We start from the raw sequence: 15,077 nt of genomic DNA on the forward strand, positions 1-15,077 counted from the left end.
GCAGGACGGTGACCGCGCAGGACGTGACCGCGCCGTATCGTGCTGGAATGGAGCGACTGCCGAAGAAGCGGTACGAGCGCGAGCTGCTGCGGCTGCAGGCCGAGCTGGTGAAACTGCAGGAGTGGGTGCGGGTCGAGAAGGCCCGGGTCGTCGTAGTGTTCGAGGGGCGCGACGCGGCCGGCAAGGGCAGCACGATCAAGCGCGTCACGCAGTACCTGAATCCACGTGTCGCCCGGATCGTCGCGCTGCCCGCACCGACCGATCGCCAGCAGAGTCAGTGGTACTTCCAGCGGTACGTCGAGCACCTGCCGGCCGGCGGCGAGATCGTCCTGTTCGACCGCAGCTGGTACAACCGCGCCGGCGTCGAGCACGTGATGGGGTTCTGCACGAACCAGGAGTACGCGCGGTTCCTGCACCAGTGCCCGATCTTCGAGCGACTGCTGGTCGAGGACGGCATCCTGCTACGCAAGTACTGGTTCTCGGTCAGCGACAGCGAACAGGAGAACCGTTTCCGCAGCCGCCTCGAGGACCCGATGCGGCGCTGGAAACTGTCCCCGATGGACCTGGAGTCGATCACCCGCTGGGAGGACTACTCGCGCGCCAAGGACGAGATGTTCGTCCACACCGACATCCCCGAGGCGCCGTGGCACGTCGTGGAGAGCGAGGACAAGCGCTCCGCCCGGATCAACATGATCGCCCACCTGCTGTCGACGATCCCGTACCACGAGGTCCAGCGACTGCCGCTCGCACTACCGCCGCGCCCGCCGTCGAAAGGCTACGAACGCACGCCGCGCGAACTGCAGACCCACGTCCCCGACCACGCCGCCCGGCTCCGCGAAGAATCCCATCACCACCACTGAGGACAGGCAGCTCCGCGCGGACGACGTACCGACTGGATCTGCTCGAGTCAGCTCGGGTCAGCTGTGCAGGCGGGCGCGCTCGTGAGTGATCGCCTCGATGTCGGTCGCGGCCGCGTGCAGCAGTTCGTGGGCCAGGTCCGAGAGGGCTCGCGCCACGGCCAGCTCGTCGCCGATCTCGGGGACGTCGCTGTCCGCGGGATTACGGCGGGCGGTGCCGCGGCCGACCAGACTCGTCCGGTCGTTGGTGTGCAGACGAGCCTCCGCACGGGTGATCCGCTCGTCCTCGTACTCGTCCACAAAGATGTCGACTCTCCAGCGCCTGGTCGTGGTCATCGCGTCCGCCCTCCCGAGCTGCCCGGCCGTCGCCGCCTGCCGGCTCCGCCGTCACTGTCATGGTCGGAAACCGGAGGCCCGCGAGCCAGGGCCCTCCGGTCCACCGCGGACGGGAACTTCTGCCCTGTCCCGGCGCCGGGCGCGGCATGTTGGCTGGGAGTGCGAGGAAGGAGTGAGTCATGAGCGACCTCGAGAAGAGCCGCATCCAACGGGACGTCCGACGCTCCGCCGCCACCCGCCGGGGCTCGACCACCGCGACGCAGGCACTGATCCGTCACCTCGGCGTCGAGACCTACCGCGAGAGCCGCCGCTCGAGCGGTACGCCGAAGCAGCCCGAAGCTCCCGGTGCGGACGTCCGGCGTCGTACGGCACCGTCCGAAAAGTAGGCGAGAGGAGCCGCGGCAGGTGGCTCCTCTCGCCATGGTCAGGCGCGCGTGTCCCGGTCACCGGACAGGTCCGCGGTCGCGGAGGTTCCGGGACCGCACATGTTCCGGAACCGCACGGGCCGGGGTGTTCGCGCGCGCGGGGTGAGATCAGTGCCAGTCGTTGTTGCGCATGGCGGGACACCTCCTCCAGGACGCATCCGCCGGACCCGGGCGGCCAGGGTTGGGGCGGTGACCTTGGGTTAGTTCTCGGCTACCCTGGTACGACGGCAAGTGAGGCTTGTGGGGGTTACTTCCGGTGTCGAGTATCCGGCATTGGCGACGGTGGCGGCAGCGTCGGCGCACCGATCGCGAGCGTGCGCGCGCCTGGCGGCCGACCCAGTGGTCGCTGTGGTCGGCTCCGCGCGTGGTGATCGGGTACGTCCTGGTCGTCGATATCGCCGCGTTCGCTGTCCTGATCGGCACCCTGCAGTTCGTCGACGTCCACCGGCGGGACTGGCTGTGGCTGGCCGTCCTCGCGGTCGGTTCGGCCATCCACATCGAGGGCGCGCGCGGGATCGAGCGGTTACGCGAAGTCGCCGCCGAGGGCGTGCCGTACGTCAACCTCAAGGGCATGTGGACGTTCGCCGGCGTCCTCGTGCTGCCGCCGCCGCTCGCGGGGCTGCTGATCGCGCTCACCTACGCCCATTCGTGGTTCCGGCTGCGCAGGGTGACACCGCACCGCTGGCTCTTCTCCGCCGCGACGATCGTCCTGGCCGGCGCGGCCGCGGGTGTCTGCCTGGTCGCGATCGACGCCGACAGCTACCCCGGGTATCCAGCCGGCATCGTCGGGCTGTTCGCCGTCACAGTCGCCGGACTGGCCTACTGGTTCACCAACTACGCGCTGGTTGTCGGCGCGGTCCTGCTGTCGAACCCGGAGGCCAACGCCAGGGCGGCTCTGGGCCGGTTGAGCGACCAGGCCATCGTCGCCGGCTCGCTCGGGCTCGGGGTCGCGGCAGCCAGCCTGTTGCGGCACGAACCGTGGGTCGTCGTGGTGCTGCTGCTCACGATCCTGGGGCTGCATCGCGCGCTGCTCGTCGGGCAGTTCCAAACCGCGGCGCGCACGGATCCGCAGACCGGTCTGGCGAACAGCGTGTTCTGGCACGAACTGGCGCGCAAGGAGCTCGCCAGGGCCGAGCGCACGAACACTCCGCTCGGAATCGTCTTCCTCGATCTCGACCGCTTCACGTCGATCAACGATGCGTACGGTCATCTCGCCGGTGACCAGGTCCTGAAGGCGGTTGCGAACACCCTCAGCCGCGAGTTGCGCGCCGACGACCTGGTCGCGCGGTTCGGCGGTGAGGTCTTCGCCGTACTGTTGCCGGCCGGCGACGCCGTGGACACGGTCGCCACCGGTGAACGGCTCCGCACCTTGGTCGAGGGCCTCCGGATCCCGGTCAACTCCCCCGGCGGCAAGGTCGAGCTGTCGGAGCTGACCTGCTCGGTCGGCGTGGCGACGTATCCCGCGTCCGGCACCACCCTCGAGCAGTTGATCCTCGCCGCCGACACCGCGACGTACGCTGCGAAGAAGGCAGGTCGCAACCGGGTCGTCACGGCCCCCGATCGGACGCCGGACACCCCGCACCCCGCCTGATCGAAACGACGCGGTGCGGAGCGGAGACGAACCGAACTGCGGCAGCGCGCCCCCGAGAGCTGTGCCGTGGCCTCCGTCGAGCAAGGCCCGCTGATCTGGCGCCTGGCATTCCGCCGCCGCTGATCCGCGTCGCGGCGTACAGGCCGAGGAGGGCGAGCGCGCCGCCGGCCACGCCGTCGAAGACGAAGTGGTTGGCCGTCAGCACGATCGCCGCGAACATCAGGATCGGCATCACCCAGCCGAACAAACGGATGATCCAGTGGCCGCCGAGCAGCACCAGCGCGATCCCCATCAACAGGTTCCAGCCGAAGTGCAGGCTCGGTACGGCGGCGTACTGGTTCACGAAGGCCGGCGGCTGCAACACCCGGTACGCCGAGGTCCGCTCGGTGACGGTGTCCGCGAACCCGCATTCGGTCAGGAACCGCGGCGGCGCCACTGGGAACGACGCGAAAATCACCAGCCCGACACCACCGGAGATCAGCATCGCGTTGCGGAACAGCCGGTACGCCTCGCGATGCCAGACCAGCAACCACAGCAACGTGCTCAGTAGGACCGGCCAATGACCGTAGATGTAGATGTAGCCGAGCAGCTCGACCAGCCAGCCGTGCCCGATCACCGCGCGCTGCAGTTCCGGCTCCACGAAGACCCCGAACGCACGCTCGAGGTCGATGACGTAGCCGGCGTTTCGGAAGGCGACGTCGACCCGGCTCGTCATCAGCCCGCGAACACCGAAGTACAGCACGATCGCAGCCGTGATCAGCACCACCTCACGGGCCACCTGCCGCTTCCGGCTGCTCGCGTGTAGCACCGCCGCCCCCTCCCCCTCTGCACACCTTCCCTTCCACAATTACGTCCTTTCGCACGCCAGGACCAGGGCCGGATCGCCCCACCCGCCAGGCTGATGGCCCTTGCGCGGGTCCGCTATCTTCCGGATAGTTGAACGCCAGGCCCGGAAGGAACCCCTCTATGACAGTGGGCCGTCAGCCCCGTGTACACGGTCGCCCACACCGTGTTGTTGATGGTGTTGCCAATGGTGTCGTACGTCGCGTTGCGCGCGGTGTACGCGCCGTCGTCGCGCACCGTGGTGTCCGCGTCGCCGTACTGGTCGCTGCGGTCGCGCTGTCGCTGTGGAACGTCGACCGCGTTCCGGACACCGCCGTACTTCCCGCCGCGCTCGGTCTGCTGCCGTTCGCGATCGGCAAGTACGTTCTGTGCCCGTTGCGGTGGCACGCGATCTCGACCAGCGGCCGGACGCGTCGCTGGCATCTCCGCGCCTATGCGGAGAGTGAGGTGATCGGCCTGATCTCGCCCTGGCACGCCGGAGCCGATCTGTGGCGGGTCCATCGGCTGGAGAAGGTCGGTGTCCGGCGGTCCAGCGCGGCCGCCGAAGTCGCGCTCGACCGGTTCGTCGGCGCCATCGGACTGATCGCCGCTGTGCTGGTCACCGGCGTGACACTGCCCGCGACGGTTATCGCGATCGCGGCCGGATCCGCCGCGCTGGTGCTCGCGGTGGCCCTGCTCGTCCGGCGCCGCCGCCCGAGCCTGACCGCGCGCTGGCCATGGCCGTCACCGAAGGTCTTCGCCTTCGGGATCCTGTTGTCGATCGGCTATCAGGCGACGATCCTCGGCCTGCTGTTCGCCTCGATCTCCGCGGTCGGGGGCTCGGTCTCAGCGCTGCAACTGGTGGCTGTGTTCGGCGCGAGCCAGCTCGCGGGCGTGCTGCCCGGGGTGCATGGCGCCAGCCCCCGGGAAGGTGCGCTGGTCGCCGGCCTGGCAGCGATCGGTGTCTCGTGGACGGCCGCGTTCGGCGCGGTTGCCCTGACCGCGTTGCTGTACTGGGTTCCGGCTTTGCTGCTCGGTGGCAGTTTGCTGTTCCTGCGCTGGCGCGGCTGGTTCACCGAGCCGCATCCGGAGACGTCATGACGCAACCGCTGGTGATCGCGCACCGAGCAGGCAACGACCTGACCACCCTCCGGGCCGCGCTCGACGGCGGCGCCGATCTGGTCGAGGCGGACATCCATGCCTACCGGGGCAGGCTCGAGGTCCGCCATCACAAGACGCTCGGCCCGTGGTTCCTGTGGGAGCGACACGAGCTGGTACGGCGTCGCACGGTGCCTCAGGTGGATGAGCTCCTCGCCGCGGCCGCCGGCGATCCGCGGTTGATGCTCGATCTCAAGGGCATCCATCCGCGCCTGGTGCCCCGGCTCGCCGCAGTCCTGCCGGACACACCGATCACTGTGTGCACACAGCATTGGTGGATGCTCTCCGCGTTCCGGCACCTGCCCCACGTCCGCGTCGTGCTGTCGGCCGGCAGCCGTCGCGGGGTCCAGCGGCTACGTCACCGCCTCCGCCGCGGCGCACCGCCGTACGGCGTTTGTGTCCATCGGCGGCTGCTGACGCCGCAACTGGTCGCCGAGCTCCGGCAGGCGGCCGAGGTTGTCTTCACCTGGCCGGTGGACACCGACCAGGACCGCGATCACGCGAGCCGGCTCCGAGTCGACGGCGTGATCGGGACGGCGTGGTGACGCCGGCTCAGAGGTCGTTGCCCGCGTAGGACAGGTTGAAGCTCTTGTTGGTCAACGGGAAGTCCGGGACGATCGTGTCGGCGAGTGCCACCGGGAGCGCGGGCCAGTTGAAGAACGACGGGTCGACGATCTTCCACCGCGCCACAGTGCCGTCCGGGGCCAACTCGACCCGCTGGGTGATCGTGCCACGCCAGCCTTCGACCAGACCGACACCGGACGATCGGCGAGCGGCGAGGTAGCTCGGCTCAGCGGCCTCGGCGCTCAGCGGCGGCCGGGTCGCGAGCAGCTGGCCGATCAGTGCAACCGAGGCGTGGATCTCGCCGACGCGAGTACGCAGTCGCGACAGGACGTCCCCGTCGGTGTGTACCGCGGCCATGACACCGCGGGTCAGCGGTGAGAACGGGTGCGCGCGGCGCGCGTCGAGGTCGAGTCCGCTGGCGCGTGCGACGTACCCGAGGGTGCCGATGCCCTGTGCCTGTTCCTTGGTCAGCACAGCGGTGCCCGCCATCCGGTCCAGCACGACGCTGTTGCCGAGGGCAATGTCCACGATCAGTTGGATGTCCGCGGCGATCGCGCTGAGCTCTTCGCCGGTGGGCAGGCTGCGGACTCGGGCCACGCCCGGCTCCACCGCGCCACGGAGCAGCCGGTGCCCCGTGACTTCCTTGTTCAGACGCAGCAGGCGTTCGCGGATTCGCTGGGCATGCGCGTTCGCGATGCCGTACCCGACGTCGTTGCAGAGGGCACCGATATCGGTGACGTGGTTGTACAGCCGCTCCAGCTCCAGGACGATCGCGCGGAGCACCTGGGTCTGCGGCGGAACCCTCCAGTCCCGGGCTTCCTCGAGCGCCAGGCAGAACGCCAGCGCGTGCCCGACGGCCGTGTCGCCCGAGACGCGTTCGGCCAGTGCGAGCACGTCGTCAACCTGTTTGCCCTCGGCAAGCTTCTCGATGCCTTTGTGCACGAACCACAGCCGGGCTTTGAGTTTCAGGATCGTCTCACCCACGACCGAGAACCGGAAGTGTCCCGGCTCGATCAGGCCGGCATGGATCGGCCCGACCGGGATCTCGTACACGCCGGCGCCGTCGACGGTCAGGAACGGGTACGGTACGTCGACATCGCCGAATCCGCCGTACTCGCTCGGATCTCCCGCGTCGCGGCGCATCGGGTACCAGCCTTCGGGCCAGTGCTGGTGGGTCACCAGTCGTCGCGGCAGCGGGTGACCGGTCGCCTCGATCCCGAACAGGTCGTGCAGCTCCCGCTCGAACCGTCCGGCCGGGAAGGACACCGCGGCCAGGCTGGGGATCCGGGGCTCGGACCGGCTCGTCTTGAGCACGAGCTCGACCCGTCGATCGGGGTCGCCGGCGACGAACAGGTACACGACCCGGAAACCGTCCGGATCGTCGTGGCCGGACATCAGCGCCAGCCGGAAGCCCTGGTCCAGCAGTTCCTTCGCCCGCTGTACGAGAGATCCGGCGTTGACCGTCACCTGGCGGCGGTTCGGGTAGGTTCGGACGTCCGGACTCATCGGGTCCCCGCGATCTCGGCAGCAGTTCGGAGCAAGGCGGCGAGCGGCCACTCGACGACACCGATGACCCCCACGAGCACCAGGCCGGCGACGAGCGGAGCAGCGGTCGACACGCGCAGCGCGGCACGTCCGCCTGAACCTGAGCCAGAGCCGGAGCCTGGGTCGGCGCCTGGGTCGGCGCCGAACAGCATGCCCGCCGCCTTCCCCGCGATGCCCGCGAAGACCACGAGCAGCAGGATCAGTACGGCCGCGGCCACCCACCCGAGCCCGGCGTCCATACTCGCGCGGAGCAGCCCGAGTTCACTGACGAACAGGCTGAACGGCGGCAGGCCGAGCAGCGCGACGAGTCCGATCGCGAAGACGCCCGCAAGCACCGGCGTCCGCGCGAACAAGCTCCGGACGGCGTCGATCCGCGTACTGCCTTCGCGCGCAAGGATCTCCCCCGCGCCACAGAACAGCACCGCCTTGCCCACACCGTGGCCGACGATGTGCAGCAGGACGGCCAAGAACGCGAGCGGTGTCCCGATCGCCACGCCGATCGCGGCCAGCGACATGTGCTCGATGCTCGAGTACGCCAGCAACCGTTTGTAGTCGCGTTGCGCAAGGATCAGACCGGCTGCGAGCAGCAGCGACCCGAGCGCTATGGCCAACAGCAGCGCGCGGACAAAGCCCGGGCCCGCACTGCCCACGGCGATGACCCGGTAGCGCATCAGGGCGTAGATCGCGACCGGCAGCAGAACGCCCGACATCAACGCCGAGACCGGTGCCGGTGCCTGGCTGTGGGCGTCGGGAAGCCAACTGTGCAGCGGGATCAGACCGGCCTTGGTCCCGAAGCCCAGCACGAGCAGGGCGAACGCCAGTTGCATGACACCCGGGTCCAGATCCCCGGCGTGAGCCGCCAAGGTGCTCCAGGCGAGCGTTCCGTGCTCCTCCACCCCGGCCTGCTTGGCGGCGTAGTTCACCAGCACGGTCCCCAGATAGGCGAGCGCGATCCCGACCGAGCAGATGACGACGTACTTCCACGTCGCCTCCAGCGACCGCCGCGATCCGCGATGCCCGACGAGGAACGCGGTGACGACCGTGGTCGCCTCGATCGCCGCCCACAGCAGCCCGAGGTTGTTCGCTTCGACCGCGACCACCATCGTCGCGAGGAACAGCGGCACCAGTACGCCGTACCGCCGGGCGCCGGTCGCATCCGAGGAACCGGTCCGCAGCTCGTCGTCGACGTACCCGACACCGAACCAGGTCGCGATCACCCCGACGAGGCCGATCACCACCAGCATCAGCCCCGACAGCGCATCGATCCGCAGCCACTCGCCCGCCTCGACGACACCGCCGTCCGCGGTCCGGACCGCCGTACCGGCGCCGACCGCGAGCGCGACCGCAGCGGCTGCGATCGCGCCGGTGGCCACCGAGCGACGCCAGCCGAGCAGGATCGTCGCGGCGGCCGCGAGCACCGGCGCGACGATCGGCGCGGCCACGAGCAGGACCGCCGTGCCGCCGGTGAGATCTGTACTCATCGGATCTCCTCGTTCATGCGTCCCGCAACTCCTGCAGCTCGTCGATGTCCGTGCCGCCGAACGTCGCGCGCAACCGTACGGTCAGGACCTGCAGCACCAGCACGACCAGCAGGACGTCGAGGGACACGGCGAGCTCGACGACCCCGGGCACCCCACCGGTGAGCAGGAACGCCGTGGTCGCGATCCCGTTGTCGAGCAGCAGGAACCCGACGATCTGCGACAGCGCCCGCCGCCTGGTCACCAGCACGAAGAACCCGATCAGCACCATGGCCAGCCCGACTGGCACCGCGTGGGTCTCCGCCGTCGGCGTCAACCGGACGATCGGCCGGCTCGCCGCGTACGCGAGCAGAGTGAGCAGCGCCGCGGCCACGATCGACGCGGGCACGTTGATCAGCGGCGCGGTCTCACGGGCCTCGCCGCTGTCGCGCAGTACGCGACGCAGGACGCCCGGCAGCACGACCGCCTTCAGCACGAGTACGCCGACCGCGACCACGGCGAGCTCTATGCTTTCCAGCCTCGCGGCCAGCACGCCGGCCAGCACACCGAGCAGGACACCCTGCAGCGCGAGCAGCCTGACGATCGCGGACAACTCACGCCGCCACAGCACCATCACCGTCGACAGCAGCAGCCCGCCGCAGATCAGATAGAGCCCTTGGGTCATCGCGATCACGCCAGGAAGAAGGAGGACGACACGGCCAGGACACCGAACAGGAACGAGCCCGCGAGCAGTTCGGGGACCCGGAACAACCGCAGCTTGGCCATGAAGACCTCGCCCGCGGCGAGCAGCGCACCGACGGCCGCCAGCTTGACGACGAACGCCGCGCCGCCGAGCAGCAACGCGACCGGCGAGGCGGTCGTGGCGATCCCCCACGGAACGAACAGGTTCACCCACAGGCCCAGCAGGACCGTCAGGCGCAGCGCGGACGCGAACTCGACCAGCGCGAGGTCCCGGCCGGAGTACTCCAGCACCATCGCCTCATGGATCATCGTCAGCTCGAGGTGCGTCGACGGATTGTCGACCGGGAGCCGGCCGGCCTCGGCGATCACCACCACGGCGAGGGCCACGGCCGCGAGCAGCGACGCGGGCGACAGCAGGTCCGCCGGTTCGCGGCTGCCGCGCTCCATGATCGCCGCGAGGTTCGTCGTACCGACCCGGACCGACAGCGCGAAGCCGGCCAGCAGGATCGTGGGCTCGGCCAACGCCGCAACCGTCATCTCCCGGCTGGCGCCCATCCCGCCGAAGGCCGTACCGGTGTCCAGCCCGGCCAGGGCGAGCGCGACCGTACCGAGGAGCAGCAGCGCGACCACGGCGAACAGGTCGGCGATCTCGCTCAGCGGTGACACCGTCGTGACGAAGGGCGCGACCGCCGCGATCACCAGCGTTGTGGCCACCAGCGCGGCCGGAGCCGCGACGAACACCCAGCTCGAACCTTCGGGCGAGATCGGCTCCTTGCGGAACTGCTTGCGCAGGTCGCGCCACGGCTGCCCGATCCCGGCACCCGCCCGGCCTTCCATCGAAGCCCGGACCTGCCGCATCAGTCCGACGAGGTACGGCGCCAGGACCACGAGCAGCGCGAACTGGAGACCTGCACCGATCGTGCTCATGTCACCAGCCCCACGACGACCAGGACCACGATCAGCCCGACCAGACCGAGTGCGAGATAGCGATGCAGGCTGCCGTTCTGCAGGCGGCTGAGCGTCGACCCGAATTTGTTGCCACCAGCAATCACCGGCGGGTACAGCAGCTGCTCGACGCGGTCGTCCACCCGTTGCCGGTACTTGACGCCGCGCACCAGGTACTGCGACTCCTCGTGGTGTGTCACATCGACATCCGACTCGGGACGCAGGACATCGTCGAACACGCGCGTCAGCGGCTCGGCGAACGACGTCGCGGTGTACTCCATCCGCGGATCCAGGCGGGTGCCGCCACAGCCCCAGACGAGCGACCGGCGCCGCGGAAGTCCGGACCGGACCAGCGCGACGGCGAGCACCGCGGCCAGCAACAGGCCGGTCAGGATCAGGAACGGTGACATCTGGCCTTGCAGATCGGTCAGGCGCAGGATCACCAGGCCGTGGATCGGGACGCCGTCACGCACCGTCGGCAGCTCCTGGAGTACGGCGGTCAACGCCGGACCGGCCGCCGCGGGGACGATCGCCAGCGCGGCGCAACCGGCCGCCGCGAGGATCATCGCCACGCGCATGCTCAGCGGCGATTCCTTGGCGTCCGCGGCGCGGGCCGAGCGTGGACGGGCGAGGAAGCCGACACCGAATGCCTTGACGAACGTGACTACGCCGAGGCCCGCGGTCAGCGCGACCACGCCGACAGCCAGCGGCATCGCGACGGTGACGACTGTGTCCGCGGTGGGCAGACCGTGGATCAGCCCCTGCACCAGCAGCCACTCGGACACGAACCCGTTGCCCGGCGGCAGCGCGGCCGCGGCCAACGCGCCGACCCCGAACAGAGCGGTCGTGGCGGGCATCCGGGACACCAACCCGCCGAGTCCGTCCAGGTCGCGGACGCCGGTGGCTCGTAGCACGGACCCGGCGCCGAGGAACAGCAGCGCCTTGAAGGCGGCGTGGTTGAGCGCGTGCAGGACCGCGGCCGCGATCAGCAGGCTCGCGAGCGTCCGGTTGCCGTCGGCCGCGAACATCCCACCGGCGCCGACGCCGAGGAACACCAGGCCCAGGTTCTCGGTGGTGGAGTAGCCGAGCAGGCGTTTCAGATCCGTCGCAACGCTGGCCTGCAGGACGCCGTACAGAGCGGAGATCGCACCGGCAATCAGCACCAGCAGCCACCACCAGCGCGGACCACCGGCGAGCAGGTCGAGGCCCACGCGCAGGACGCAGTACAGGCCGAGCTTCACCATCGCGGCCGACATCAGCGCCGACACCGGACTGGGCGCCTCCGGGTGGGCGCGCGGCAGCCAGACGTGCAGCGGCACCAGGCCGGCCTTCGAACCGAAGCCGACGAAGGTCAGCACGAAGACGAGTGAGCGTGTGGTGCCGGACAGCTCTGCCTCGCGCAGCGCCGCGAAGGACTCACCGCCGGCCTTCGACGCGAACAGCACCAGGCCGAGCATGATCGTGATCAGACCGGCATGCGTCATGGCGCCGTACCAGACCCCCGCTTCGCGGACCGCCGCTCTGGACCGATGCTCGGTGAGCACCAGGATGAGCGAGGCGAGCGCCATCAACTCCCAGAGCACGAGGAACGTCGTCACGTTCGCGGCGACCGGGACGAGGATCATCGCCGCGGCGAACAGCGGCAGGACGCCCAAAGGAGTCTTGGCCGCTGTGTGGCCGCTGAAGTAGCCCAGGCTGTAGATGCCGGTGACGATCGCAACGCCGCCGATCAGCAGGCAGAACATGCCCGACAGCGCGTCGGCCGCGATCTCTGCCTCGCTCAGCGGGAGCAGCTCAGGCATGGTCGTCGAGTACGTCGCTCCGCTCAAGGCGAGCGCACCGACGAGCACACCCGCGGCGCCGACGGCGACCGTCGACCAGCCGGCGATCAGCACCCGGAGGCGTGGTCCAGTGGTGAAGGCACCCAGCGCACCCAGCCCGGCGGTCACCAGTACGCCGAGCAGCGCCCAGCCGATCGTCATCGTCCGGTCAGATCCCGCAGCGCTTCGATGATCCGGGGCGGCTCCGGCGGGCAACCCCTGACAACGACGTCGACCGGGATCACGTCGGCGACCGCCCCTTCGACACCGTAGCCGCCCGTGAAGACACCGCAGTTGTGCGCGCAGTCACCAACCGCGACCACCCGCTTCGGTGCGGGCGTCGCGTCGTACGCCTTGCGCAGCGGCTCGGCCATGTTCTTCGTCACCGGCCCGGTCACGAGCAGTACGTCGGCATGGCGCGGCGATGCGACCAGGCGCGCGCCGTACCGCTCGCCGTCGTACACCGGGCCGAACGCGGACCCGATCTCGATCTCGCAGCCGTTGCACGAGCCGGCGTCCACGTGCCGCACCTGCACCGAGCCGCGCAGTACGTCGTCCTGCTTGTCGTTGTTCGGCGTCGTGCCGGGCTTTTCGTCCGGCCGCTGTGGTGCGGGCTCGGCGACGCGGCCGGTGCTGCGGATCTTGTGGAAGAGCGCTCTCACCGCGCGGCCCGCCGTCCTCGCGAACGCTCCGAGGCAGCGTCCGCGCGCAGGCCGTCCAGCAGTTCGACCTGCTCGGACAGCACCTCGGTCAGAATGACTCGCGCGACGGCGAGCAGCTCGGCCACCTTGGGGCTGGCCAGCGAGTAGTACACCTGTGATCCCTCACGGCGGGTCGTCACCAGACCGGCGCGGCGCAGGACCGCGAGCTGCTGCGACAGGTTCGACGCTTCGAGCCCGAGCTCCGGCAGTAGTTCGCTGACGGCCATCTCACGCTCGCTCAGCAGCTCCAGCACGCGGATCCGCGCGGGATGCCCGAGGGTCTTGAAGAACTCCGCCTTCAGCTGGTGCAGCGGCGTCGTCATCTCGTCCCCTCGACCGGTCCACTCTTTTCGCAATCTATGCGATCATGAATTGAAGAATTCTGCAACTCGTACATGACTGGTCGAGGGGATGTGGGGCGTTCATGGACGCGTACGGCGAGGCTCTGCTCCAACGGATCGCCCTCGCCCGGGAAGAACTCCGCACCGCCCGCCGGGCCGGCGACCTCGACGCCGAACGCATCTACGCCGGCGAACTGGACAGCCTCACCCGCCAAGCCGCCGACAACAACATCGCCGTCCCACCGGACTCCTCCGCCACGTAACCGGCTGGTAGGGCGACGGGCTGCAGCTTGTGGCCCCGTTACTGCGGGGTTGGCTGGAGTGGTCCCGCAGATTTCGGGACCTTAGACCCTGACCAGCCCGTCGCGGCGCTGTCTTCATGGTGGGGATGAACGATTCGAATCCGCTGGACGCGCTCGCAGCCCGCGCCGGCCTCCGCGAACTCGCGGAACAGTTGTCTCTCGAATACGCCGGCGCCGTCGCGCCCGGCCGCGTCCTCAGCCTCGTCCTGACCACCGGCCACCGGATCCGCCGCCAGCACCCGGACTGGGACGACCTGCTCCGCGTCACCAAGTCCGCCGTACGCGCCAACCTGACCACCCTGATCGGCACCAACCTCGCCGCCGGCACCCACCGCCCAACGACAGCACCCACCCGGCGAGCTGCGCAGACCCCGATCCACACCACACCGCGCCGCCGGCACGCACCACGCCAGGTCGCCCGCGCTTTCTGACTTCGACTTCCAGCCGGCGGCGCCATCGCCCGTTGGCGCGCCGCACGATCTGCGCCCCGGCGATCAGCCGTCTCAGCCTTCGTGGTCGGGGTCGGCCTTCGTGGTCAGGCTCGGCCTTCGTGGTCAAGGTCGGCCTTCGTGGTCGGGGTCGGCCCTCGTGGTCAGGGGCAGCCTTCGTGGTCGGAGGTCAGCCTTCGTGGTCGGTGAGGAAGCGGCGGGGGTCAGTGGCGGGTCCGGCGGCGGAGCCGAGCCAGGCCTGGAAGCCTTCGGGGTCGCGGCGTTCGAGTTCGTCGAGGCAACGTTGTCTGTCGGCGACGATCCGAAGCCGTTCGAGTTCCGAGTCGGCGTTGCGGAGGGCGTCATAACTGTTGAGCCAGTCGCGGCACAGCCTGTCCGTACCGACCTCGGCGACGACCGGCGCTTCGACCTGGCGCCCGATCCCGAGCAGCGACGCGTACCGACGTACCGCCGGCGGAGCCCCGGCCGCCAGGAACAGCAGCAGTACCAACGCACCAGCCCCAAGCACCGCCGCGAACCCCAGCACCGCCGCAACGCCCACCGCGGCCGCCACCCCGACCAGAATCGAACGACCGACCGACGGCCCTTCGCCCGTCTCCGGATCATCGCCAACAACCATCGCCAACGCGACCACGACCGCGAGCAGCCCGAACACCCCCCAAGCCGCCATCGGCAGCACCACGAACCCGATCACCACCCCGACGACGCCCACCACGCCACAGGTGACCTGCCACGCTCGCCGATACCGCTCCACCACACACCCCCAAACCTCACCCAGGATCGGCACTCTCAGTACCCGTCCGACGCCACTTCATGCCCCACCCCCAGCCGCACCTCCCCCACCCCGAACTCCCTCGCCCGGCACCCCGCGCTGAGCACCCCCACTACGCGCGCCCATCAACCCGCCCGCCGCCCGCCGCCCGCCGCCCGAGCAAGCCTCGCCCACCGCCGGAGCATCCCTCGCGCGCCGGCCCGGACCGCGCGAGCCCCGAAAACGCCCAGTCGCCCCACACCAGAGCGACTTTGTGCACCAGATCCGTACGACACGCCGATCGCCGTACG

At 69.8% G+C, this 15,077-nt stretch carries 17 protein-coding genes; 7 read left to right on the plus strand and 10 right to left on the minus strand.

All coding sequences use genetic code 11. The features are described 5' to 3' along the window. Positions 1-47: 47 nt before the first annotated feature. Complete coding sequence (gene ppk2, locus AB0B82_RS13630; RefSeq protein ID WP_360166519.1) at positions 48-860, plus strand: polyphosphate kinase 2; 813 nt, start codon at positions 48-50, stop codon at positions 858-860. A gap of 57 nt (positions 861-917) precedes the next feature. On the opposite strand, the gene AB0B82_RS13635 is transcribed toward ppk2, so the two are convergent. After that, entirely contained in the window at positions 918-1,193 is a 276-nt protein-coding gene (locus AB0B82_RS13635) for a DUF1876 domain-containing protein (protein ID WP_360166522.1), read from the minus strand. A 179-nt stretch (positions 1,194-1,372) separates the two neighbouring features. On the opposite strand from AB0B82_RS13635, the gene AB0B82_RS13640 reads away from it, so the two are divergent. Together AB0B82_RS13640 and AB0B82_RS13645 are read left to right on the plus strand one after the other, a co-directional pair. After that, a complete protein-coding gene (locus AB0B82_RS13640) occupies positions 1,373-1,579 on the plus strand; it encodes a hypothetical protein (RefSeq protein WP_360166525.1) in 207 nt (68 codons plus the stop codon). A 295-nt stretch (positions 1,580-1,874) separates the two neighbouring features. Then, positions 1,875-3,209, plus strand: coding sequence for a GGDEF domain-containing protein (locus tag AB0B82_RS13645; protein WP_360166527.1), 1,335 nt, complete (start codon positions 1,875-1,877; stop codon positions 3,207-3,209). Here AB0B82_RS13645 and AB0B82_RS13650 read toward each other — a convergent pair. After that, the gene (locus AB0B82_RS13650; RefSeq protein WP_360166530.1) at positions 3,166-3,987 is read right to left on the minus strand and encodes a phosphatase PAP2 family protein; all 822 of its coding nucleotides are present in this window, start codon (positions 3,985-3,987) and stop codon (positions 3,166-3,168) included. The two genes, AB0B82_RS13645 and AB0B82_RS13650, sit on opposite strands and share 44 nt — an antisense overlap. 188 nt (positions 3,988-4,175) lie before the next feature. Between AB0B82_RS13650 and AB0B82_RS13655 the strand changes: the two genes are divergently transcribed. After that, positions 4,176-5,132: a lysylphosphatidylglycerol synthase domain-containing protein gene (locus tag AB0B82_RS13655; protein ID WP_360166533.1), complete on the plus strand. Its 957-nt coding sequence runs from the start codon at positions 4,176-4,178 to the stop codon at positions 5,130-5,132. Continuing rightward, positions 5,129-5,734 carry a glycerophosphodiester phosphodiesterase gene (locus AB0B82_RS13660; RefSeq protein WP_360166536.1) on the plus strand — a complete coding sequence of 202 codons (606 nt, stop codon included), beginning with the start codon at positions 5,129-5,131 and terminating at the stop codon, positions 5,732-5,734. Before AB0B82_RS13655 ends, AB0B82_RS13660 begins: the two co-directional genes overlap by 4 nt. Before the next feature lie 7 nt (positions 5,735-5,741). Here the strand turns inward: AB0B82_RS13660 and AB0B82_RS13665 are convergent, their stop codons facing one another. The 7 genes from AB0B82_RS13665 to AB0B82_RS13695 are packed head-to-tail and all read right to left on the minus strand — an operon-like array spanning position 5,742 to position 13,246. After that, positions 5,742-7,259, minus strand: coding sequence for an NADH-quinone oxidoreductase subunit C (locus AB0B82_RS13665; protein ID WP_360166539.1), 1,518 nt, complete (start codon positions 7,257-7,259; stop codon positions 5,742-5,744). Next, positions 7,256-8,779, minus strand: coding sequence for a proton-conducting transporter membrane subunit (locus AB0B82_RS13670; RefSeq protein WP_360166542.1), 1,524 nt, complete (start codon positions 8,777-8,779; stop codon positions 7,256-7,258). The genes AB0B82_RS13665 and AB0B82_RS13670 overlap by 4 nt, the downstream gene beginning before the upstream one ends. Positions 8,780-8,792: 13 nt before the next feature. After that, positions 8,793-9,440, minus strand: a complete 648-nt coding sequence (locus AB0B82_RS13675) for a hypothetical protein (RefSeq protein WP_360166545.1) — start codon at positions 9,438-9,440, stop codon at positions 8,793-8,795. Between the two features lie 5 nt (positions 9,441-9,445). After that, complete coding sequence (locus tag AB0B82_RS13680; RefSeq protein WP_360166548.1) at positions 9,446-10,384, minus strand: NADH-quinone oxidoreductase subunit H; 939 nt, start codon at positions 10,382-10,384, stop codon at positions 9,446-9,448. Further along, positions 10,381-12,384, minus strand: a complete 2,004-nt coding sequence (locus AB0B82_RS13685; RefSeq protein ID WP_360166551.1) for a proton-conducting transporter membrane subunit — start codon at positions 12,382-12,384, stop codon at positions 10,381-10,383. Before AB0B82_RS13685 ends, AB0B82_RS13680 begins: the two co-directional genes overlap by 4 nt. Further along, positions 12,381-12,884: an oxidoreductase gene (locus AB0B82_RS13690; protein WP_360166554.1), complete on the minus strand. Its 504-nt coding sequence runs from the start codon at positions 12,882-12,884 to the stop codon at positions 12,381-12,383. Before AB0B82_RS13690 ends, AB0B82_RS13685 begins: the two co-directional genes overlap by 4 nt. After that, a complete protein-coding gene (locus AB0B82_RS13695) occupies positions 12,881-13,246 on the minus strand; it encodes a metalloregulator ArsR/SmtB family transcription factor (protein WP_360166557.1) in 366 nt (121 codons plus the stop codon). The genes AB0B82_RS13690 and AB0B82_RS13695 overlap by 4 nt, the downstream gene beginning before the upstream one ends. Positions 13,247-13,347: 101 nt before the next feature. On the opposite strand from AB0B82_RS13695, the gene AB0B82_RS13700 reads away from it, so the two are divergent. Further along, positions 13,348-13,527, plus strand: a complete 180-nt coding sequence (locus AB0B82_RS13700; RefSeq protein ID WP_360166560.1) for a hypothetical protein — start codon at positions 13,348-13,350, stop codon at positions 13,525-13,527. 125 nt (positions 13,528-13,652) lie between these two features. Continuing rightward, positions 13,653-13,997: a hypothetical protein gene (locus AB0B82_RS13705; RefSeq protein ID WP_360166563.1), complete on the plus strand. Its 345-nt coding sequence runs from the start codon at positions 13,653-13,655 to the stop codon at positions 13,995-13,997. Between the two features lie 187 nt (positions 13,998-14,184). On the opposite strand, the gene AB0B82_RS13710 is transcribed toward AB0B82_RS13705, so the two are convergent. Next, positions 14,185-14,772, minus strand: coding sequence for a hypothetical protein (locus tag AB0B82_RS13710; RefSeq protein WP_360166565.1), 588 nt, complete (start codon positions 14,770-14,772; stop codon positions 14,185-14,187). Between the last annotated feature and the right edge of the window lie 305 nt (positions 14,773-15,077).

It is taken from the genome of Kribbella sp. NPDC048915 (assembly GCF_040649595.1).
Taxonomy (GTDB): Bacteria; Actinomycetota; Actinomycetes; order Propionibacteriales; family Kribbellaceae; genus Kribbella.

Coding starts and splice junctions, on each gene's coding strand:
- AB0B82_RS13700 (WP_360166560.1), top strand. CDS start 13,348: ATGGACGCGTACGGCGAGGCTCTGCTCCAACGGATCGCCCTCGCCCGG.
- AB0B82_RS13660 (WP_360166536.1), top strand. CDS start 5,129: ATGACGCAACCGCTGGTGATCGCGCACCGAGCAGGCAACGACCTGACC.
- AB0B82_RS13675 (WP_360166545.1), bottom strand. CDS start 9,440: ATGACCCAAGGGCTCTATCTGATCTGCGGCGGGCTGCTGCTGTCGACG.
- AB0B82_RS13685 (WP_360166551.1), bottom strand. CDS start 12,384: ATGACGATCGGCTGGGCGCTGCTCGGCGTACTGGTGACCGCCGGGCTG.
- ppk2 (WP_360166519.1), top strand. CDS start 48: ATGGAGCGACTGCCGAAGAAGCGGTACGAGCGCGAGCTGCTGCGGCTG.
- AB0B82_RS13665 (WP_360166539.1), bottom strand. CDS start 7,259: ATGAGTCCGGACGTCCGAACCTACCCGAACCGCCGCCAGGTGACGGTC.
- AB0B82_RS13640 (WP_360166525.1), top strand. CDS start 1,373: ATGAGCGACCTCGAGAAGAGCCGCATCCAACGGGACGTCCGACGCTCC.
- AB0B82_RS13705 (WP_360166563.1), top strand. CDS start 13,653: ATGAACGATTCGAATCCGCTGGACGCGCTCGCAGCCCGCGCCGGCCTC.
- AB0B82_RS13655 (WP_360166533.1), top strand. CDS start 4,176: ATGACAGTGGGCCGTCAGCCCCGTGTACACGGTCGCCCACACCGTGTT.
- AB0B82_RS13670 (WP_360166542.1), bottom strand. CDS start 8,779: ATGAGTACAGATCTCACCGGCGGCACGGCGGTCCTGCTCGTGGCCGCG.
- AB0B82_RS13680 (WP_360166548.1), bottom strand. CDS start 10,384: ATGAGCACGATCGGTGCAGGTCTCCAGTTCGCGCTGCTCGTGGTCCTG.
- AB0B82_RS13635 (WP_360166522.1), bottom strand. CDS start 1,193: ATGACCACGACCAGGCGCTGGAGAGTCGACATCTTTGTGGACGAGTAC.
- AB0B82_RS13695 (WP_360166557.1), bottom strand. CDS start 13,246: ATGACGACGCCGCTGCACCAGCTGAAGGCGGAGTTCTTCAAGACCCTC.